The sequence below is a fragment of the Brevibacterium sp. genome, assembly GCF_022712115.1.
Classification (GTDB): domain Bacteria; phylum Actinomycetota; class Actinomycetes; order Actinomycetales; family Brevibacteriaceae; genus Brevibacterium; species Brevibacterium salitolerans.
Genome location: NZ_JALAHB010000236.1, coordinates 1 through 6349, shown reverse-complemented (window position 1 = coordinate 6349; position 6349 = coordinate 1). Strand labels below are relative to the sequence as shown.

4 protein-coding genes and 1 pseudogene are annotated in these 6349 nt (G+C 70.2%); 2 read left to right on the top strand and 3 right to left on the bottom strand.

What is annotated here, in order from left to right:
- Both Q0A33_RS14105 and aceA read right to left on the bottom strand, forming a co-directional pair.
- Nucleotides 1-539, bottom strand: a pseudogene (locus Q0A33_RS14105) (malate synthase A); the annotation flags it as partial.
- 365 nt (nucleotides 540-904) lie between these two features.
- On the bottom strand, nucleotides 905-2188 hold the full coding sequence (gene aceA / locus Q0A33_RS14100; RefSeq protein ID WP_291798109.1) for an isocitrate lyase: 1284 nt from the start codon (nucleotides 2186-2188) through the stop codon (nucleotides 905-907).
- A gap of 160 nt (nucleotides 2189-2348) precedes the next feature.
- On the opposite strand from aceA, the gene Q0A33_RS14095 reads away from it, so the two are divergent.
- A complete protein-coding gene (locus Q0A33_RS14095; protein ID WP_291798107.1) occupies nucleotides 2349-3875 on the top strand; it encodes a helix-turn-helix transcriptional regulator in 1527 nt (508 codons plus the stop codon).
- 29 nt (nucleotides 3876-3904) lie between these two features.
- Here Q0A33_RS14095 and Q0A33_RS14090 read toward each other — a convergent pair whose 3' ends face one another.
- Nucleotides 3905-4717, bottom strand: coding sequence for a GntR family transcriptional regulator (locus Q0A33_RS14090; RefSeq protein WP_291798105.1), 813 nt, complete (start codon nucleotides 4715-4717; stop codon nucleotides 3905-3907).
- Nucleotides 4718-5163: 446 nt separating this feature from the next.
- Between Q0A33_RS14090 and Q0A33_RS14085 the strand changes: the two genes are divergently transcribed.
- Entirely contained in the window at nucleotides 5164-6303 is a 1140-nt protein-coding gene (locus Q0A33_RS14085) for an extracellular solute-binding protein (RefSeq protein ID WP_291798103.1), read from the top strand.
- Nucleotides 6304-6349: the final 46 nt, after the last annotated feature.

Here is a 6349-nt window from a genome sequence, read left to right as displayed (position 1 = left end):
TCGTAGAGCTTGCCCACCCGGGTCACGTGGCGCAGGCGGCCGCGCACGGCGTCGATGAGGTTGAGCTGACCCGTGACCACGTTGGACCAGGTGGGCGACATCGCGTCCTCGAAGTCCGCGAGCCACGAGTCCGCATCCGAATTCAGCGCGTTCGCCGCGGTGCGGCCGTCCGGGGCGCCGGTGATCTCGACGCGGCGGCGGGAGAGGCCCTTGGCCCCGCGGCCGCCGATCGCGTGCCAGGAGGCGTCCTCGCGGATCTCCCGGGTGGCCTCCGGGTAGGAGGGGAACTCCCCGCGGAGGAACGCGGCGGAGCGGAGCTCGCGCTCGGTCAGCAGCGTGCGGCGCTCGTCGAGGAGCGCTGCGTGCAGCGCGGCGAGGAAGTCCAGGGCCTCCGGGCTGAGGACGGTCTCGTAGCCGCTCTCCATGGGACCGGCGACGAGCATCCGCCCTGCGGCCGGTGCGGTCTGCTGCTGCATGGGGGTCTCCTGGCCGGGGCGAGTCTCCTGCTGCGGTGAAGGGGACTGGGTCGTGAGGGTCATGGCGGGCTCCTGGTGGTGCGGGAAGCGGGCGAGAGGCGGCGAGCGGTGGTGTGTGGCGGGGCCGTGGTGTCCTGCATCGGCAGGCGCAGGTGGAGCAGTGCGGGACGACCGCGCCGGACAGGGAAACCCCAGAAAACCCTGTGCCGGAGCGGCCGCCCCGCGTGCCCGCCGGACCTCGCCCTCTCATGAGGGCGCCGCCGGCGGGACGAGGTCCGGCGGGATGCCGGATCCTCAGTCGGTGGTGCGGCCCGGGGACGCATGGCCCGTGGAGCCGCACTGCGCGTGCAGCCCGCGGGCAGCGGAAGCCGGAACCCGGACCGCGGTCCAGGCAGCGGCCCCCGATGCGCCGCAGGGCCCGCGCAGGCTCAGTTGAACTGAGCGGCCTCGGTGGAGTCCTTCAGCGCGGTGGTGGAGGACTCCGGGTTGATGGCGGTCGAGACGAGGTCGAAGTAGCCGGTGCCCACCTCACGCTGGTGCCTGGTGGCCGTGTAGCCCCGCGACTCGTCGTCGAACTCGCGCTGCTGCAGCTCGACGTACGCCTTCATCTGCTCGCGGGCGTAGCCGTGGGCGAGGTCGAACATCGAGTGGTTGAGCGCGTGGAAGCCGGCCAGGGTGATGAACTGGAACTTGTAGCCCATCGCGCCCAGCTCCCGCTGGAACTTGGCGATCGTCGCGTCGTCCAGGTGCTTCTTCCAGTTGAAGGACGGGGAGCAGTTGTAGGCGAGCAGCTGATCCGGGAACTCCGCGTGGACGGCGTCCGCGAACTGCTTCGCGACCTCGAGATCCGGGGTGGAGGTCTCCATCCAGATGAGATCCGAGTACGGGGCGAACGCCTTGGCACGGGCGATGCAGGGCTCGATCCCGCCGGTGACCTTGTAGAAGCCCTCTGCGGTGCGCTCGCCCGTGATGTAGGGCTGATCGCGCTCGTCGATGTCCGAGGTGATCATGTTCGCGGACTCGGCGTCCGTGCGGGCCACCACGAGCGTGGGGACGTCCTCGACGTCGGCCGCCAGGCGCGCCGCGTTGAGCGTGCGGACGTGCTGCGAGGTGGGCACGAGGACCTTGCCGCCCAGGTGACCGCACTTCTTCTCCGAGCCCAGCTGATCCTCGAAGTGGACGCCGGCGGCACCCGCGCTGATCATGCCGCGCATGAGCTCGTAGACGTTGATGGAGCCGCCGAACCCGGCCTCCGCGTCGGCCACGATGGGAGCCAGCCAGTCGTCGACCGTGAGGCTGCCCTCGCTGCGCTCGATCTGATCGGCGCGCATGAGCGCGTTGTTGATGCGGCGGACGACCGCCGGCACCGAGTTCGCCGGGTAGATCGACTGGTCCGGGTAGGTCTGCCCGGCGAGGTTGGCATCGGCGGCGACCTGCCAGCCGGAGAGGTAGATGGCCTTGAGCCCGGCGCGCACCTGCTGCACCGCCTGATTGCCGGTGAGCGCACCCAGCGAGTTGACGAAGTCCTCGGTGTGGATGAGATCCCAGAGGCGCTCGGCGCCGCGGCGGGCGAGGGTGTGCTCCTCGATGACGGAACCGCGCAGCCGGACGACGTCAGCAGCGGTGTAGTCACGGGCGATGCCGGCCCAGCGCGGGTTGGTCGCCCAGTCGCTCTGGATCTGCTGTTCGTTGTGGATGTCCTTCTGCGTCATCGTGCTCTCCTCCGAGTCGGTGTCTGCGATGTGACTCAAGTCTTTCGCCTCGTCCACCCTGATTTCACCCCAGATCGCAATGAAGATTCACCGTTCTTCTCTACATGTGAAGAAGTAACATATTTCCGAAAAGAGGGTGCGCTGTGTCACAGTGGGAAGCATGAGCCGTCAGCATGCCGCCGACACCGCGCCGCCGGGCGCGCACCGCACCTCCGGAGCCACAGGCACCACGCGCACCACGGAGGCCTCCCGCACCACCGGCGTCCAGGAGGCGGACGCCCTGAGCATCGGCCGCCGCATCCGCCACTTCCGCACGCAGGCCGGACTCACCCTCGGGCAGCTGGGCGAGAAGGTGGGACGCGCACCCTCCCAGATCTCCGTCATGGAGAACGGCAAGCGGGAACCCGGCCTCGGGCAGCTCCGCGCACTGGCAGAGGCGCTGGGCGTCACCGCGGACGACCTCCTCGACCCGGAGCCCGTGGACGCCCGGCAGGCGCTCGAACTGGAGGTGGAGCGCAACCAGCGCTCTCCGCTCTACACCTCGCTGCACCTGCCGCGGGTGAGGGCGAAGTCGCTGCCGCAGGACGCCCTGGCCGCCATCGCGGGGCTCCAGCGGCAGCTCGCGGACGCCATGCGGCGCAGGGCGGCCACCCCCGAGGAGGCGCGCAGGGTCAACCGCAACCTCCGCGAGCGCATGCGCCGGCAGGGCAACCACTTCCCGGAGCTGGAGAAGGTGGCCGGCGAGGTGCTGGCACGGATCGGCTACACCGGCGGGCCCCTCTCCCAGCGGCAGACCGCCGCGGTCGCGGACGACCTCGGGTACTCGCTGCACTACGTCTCGGACCTCCCGGCCAGCACCCGCGCCGTGGCGGACACCGCGCACCGGCGCCTCTACCTCTCCCACGAGGACGTCACCGGGCACGACCCGCGCTCGCACGTGCTGACCGCGCTCGCCTCGCACATCCTGGGGCACGAGACGCCCGCGGACTACGAGGAGTTCCTCACGCAGCGGGTGGAGGCGAACTACCTCGCCGCGGCGCTGCTCATGCCGGAGTCCGCCGCCGTGCCGATGCTGCAGGCGGCGAAGAAGAATCGCTCGATTTCCATCGAGGAGCTCCGAGACCTCTTCGGAGTCTCCTACGAGACCTCCGCGCACCGGTTCACGAACCTCGCCACAGCACATCTGGGGCTGCCCGTCCACTTCATGAAAGTGCATTCTTCCGGAACCATCCACAAGGCCTACTCCAACGACGGCCTGCCGTTCCCCACGGATCCGATGGGCGCGGTGGAGGGGCAGTTCGCCTGCAAGCGCTTCACCTCCCGCACCGTGCACAGGGTGGCGGACAGATTCAGCCCCTACTTCCAGTACACGGACACGCCCAACGGCACGTACTGGTGCACCGCGCGCGTGCTCCCCGGCGGGGAGTTCTCCATCAGCGTGGGCGTCCCCTTCGCCCACGTGGGCTGGTTCGAAGGACGCGAGACCGCGAAGCGCTCACGTTCGGAGTGCCCGGACCCGGACTGCTGCCGCAGGCCGCCCGCCAAGCTCGCGGAGAGATGGGAGGACAGCAGCTGGCCGTCCGCACGCACGCACGCGTCGCTGCTCGCCGCCGTGCCGCCCGGAGTCTTCCCCGGCGTCGACACCACGGAGGTCTACGCCTTCCTCGACCGCCACGCCCCGGAATGAGCACGCAGGGCCGCCGTCCCCACGAGCGCTCAGAGCCAGTTGGCCTCACCGGCGTCCAGCCAGCTGATCGGATTGACGTTGCGGCCGTTGGACATGGCGACGGAGATGACGTTGGCGAGGTAGCGGTCCTCGGAGACCTCGAGCGGCCGGCCGCTCGCGTCGCGCCCCACACGCATGTGCCGGAGCAGCGGGCGCCCGCGCGAGACGCCCAGGAGCGTCGCGTCCTGATGCCCGCACACGGTGGCGGAGAAGAGGTGGTCCGCACCGGCGAAGACGATGCCGTACTCGTCGGCCAGGAAGCGACTCACCGATTCGAGATCCGGCGGCAGACCCTCGACGATCTCTCCGATGCGCTCCGGGTACCGGGTCCGCTCCACCATCACCCGCTCGCCGTCGAGGGTCCGCACGCGCAGCACCCAGAGGACGCGACTGCGCGGATCCACCTTGAGAGTCCGCGCGGCCTCCTCACCGGCGATCTGCCAGGACTGCTCCACGACCTGCCCGCCGGGCCTGCGCCCGCGCACCAGGGCCCACTGGGCGAAGCTGCGGAACTCCTCCTGCGTGGCGGCCGGCCGCGGTTTGCGCAGCACCGACTTGCGCGCCCCGCGGCGCCCGCTCAGCGTGCCTTCCGCGACCAGCAGGCGCAGAGCTTCGCGCACCGTGCCGGGCGCCACCTCGAACTCCGCGGCGAGCGCCGCCTCGGACCCGAGGCTCTCCCCCACCGCGAGCTCGCCGGACCTGATCGACTCGCGGATCTGCTCGGCGATCCGCTCGTAGCGGGCGGTGCCCACCGCGCCCACCGCGCGCCGCCCCTGAGCGTCCTGCCGGGACTCCATCGCCATCCCACCGCCTGTTCACCAGTGCCCCCGACCGCATCCCTCGCGGCGGCGGGCGTCGAAAGCCTGCTCCTGCGGCGGACATCGCACGGCAGGACCTCTGTTCGCACAGGGTCCCGGCAGCGCGGACACCGCAGTCGGAACTAAACTACCCGGTTCGCCTCCCGCCCACTCGCAGCGCCCGCCGGAAGCGGTCACCACGATCGCTGCCCGCCGACCGCGGCAGGCAGCCCGCGCGCGGCGGGAGCACGCTCCCAGAGTTCACCCCGAGGACCCGCCCCATCTACCTCTGAGTCAATCCTCACTGGTGAACTTTCCCTACTTCCACACACTTCACTAGTAACGAACCTTGGCAATCCGCTCAGACTTCTCTAAGGTGGAAGTGACTCGAGCCACGCACACGACCCTCAGGGCGTCCCCTGGACGCGCACATACGAAAGGCGAGTACGACCATGCTCAAGCACATCCGACTGCTCACTGCGGCGGTCTCCCTGGGCGCCCTCACGGCGCTCTCGGCCTGCGGCTCCGGCGGCGAATCCGAGGAATCCGCCACCTGGCGGGCGGCGACCTCCGTGGAGGACGGCGGGGGCATGGACGCCCTCATCGAGGCAGCGCAGGCAGAGGGCACGCTCAACACCATGGGCCTCTTCGAGGACTGGGCGAACTACGGCGGGCTCCTGGACGCGTTCTCCGAGAAGTACGGCATCGAGATCGAGAACGACACGTCCACCGGTGCCAGCCAGGACCTCATCAATGCGGTGAAGAACCGCCAGGGCCAGGACACCTCGCTGGACTACCTGGACACCGGAGAGTCCTTCGCCGTGGACGCCGCCGCAGAGGGACTGCTCGCCGAGTACCACCCCCAGACCGCCGACGACCTCCCGGACAACATGAAGTCCCCGGACGGCACCTGGTACAACCACCTCGGCGGCACCATGGCGATCGGCTGCGACACGGACGCCGTCGAGACCTGCCCGACCAGCTTCGAGGACCTCCTCGATCCTCAGTACCAGGGCAAGATCGCCATCCGCGGCAACCCGACCACGGGTGAGGCCGGCTTCATGGCCGTCGCCGCGGCCTCGCTGGCCAACGGCGGCAGCCTGGACGACATCCAGCCCGGCATCGACTTCTTCGCCGAACTCTCCGACTCCGGCAACCTGGTCCCGACGGAGGCCGAGGCCGGCACGATCGAGACCGGTGAGACTCCCGTCGTCGTCAACTGGGACTACCTGCTCCTCCAGTGGGCGGACGACCTCTCCGGCGGCGGCACGGACATGGAGATCGTGATCCCCTCCGACGGCACCGTCGCCTCCTACTACGCGGCCTCCATCAACGACGACGCGCCGCACCCCGCGGTCGCACGCCTGTGGCAGGAGTTCGTCTTCAGCGACGAGGGCCAGAACCTCCTCCTCAAGGGGTACGTCCTCCCCGGTCGCATGGATGCCATGGTCGAGGCCGGCACCGCGGACGAGGACGCACTGGCCGCGCTCCTGCCCGAGGCCGTGGAGCAGACCGCACCGCAGCCCACCCAGGAGCAGCGTGAGTCCCAGCAGGCCGTCCTCGCGGAGAACTGGGCGAAGGCGGTCGGATGACGTCCGCTCCTCCCTCCCCCGCCAGGAGCACCGGTGAGGACCCCCG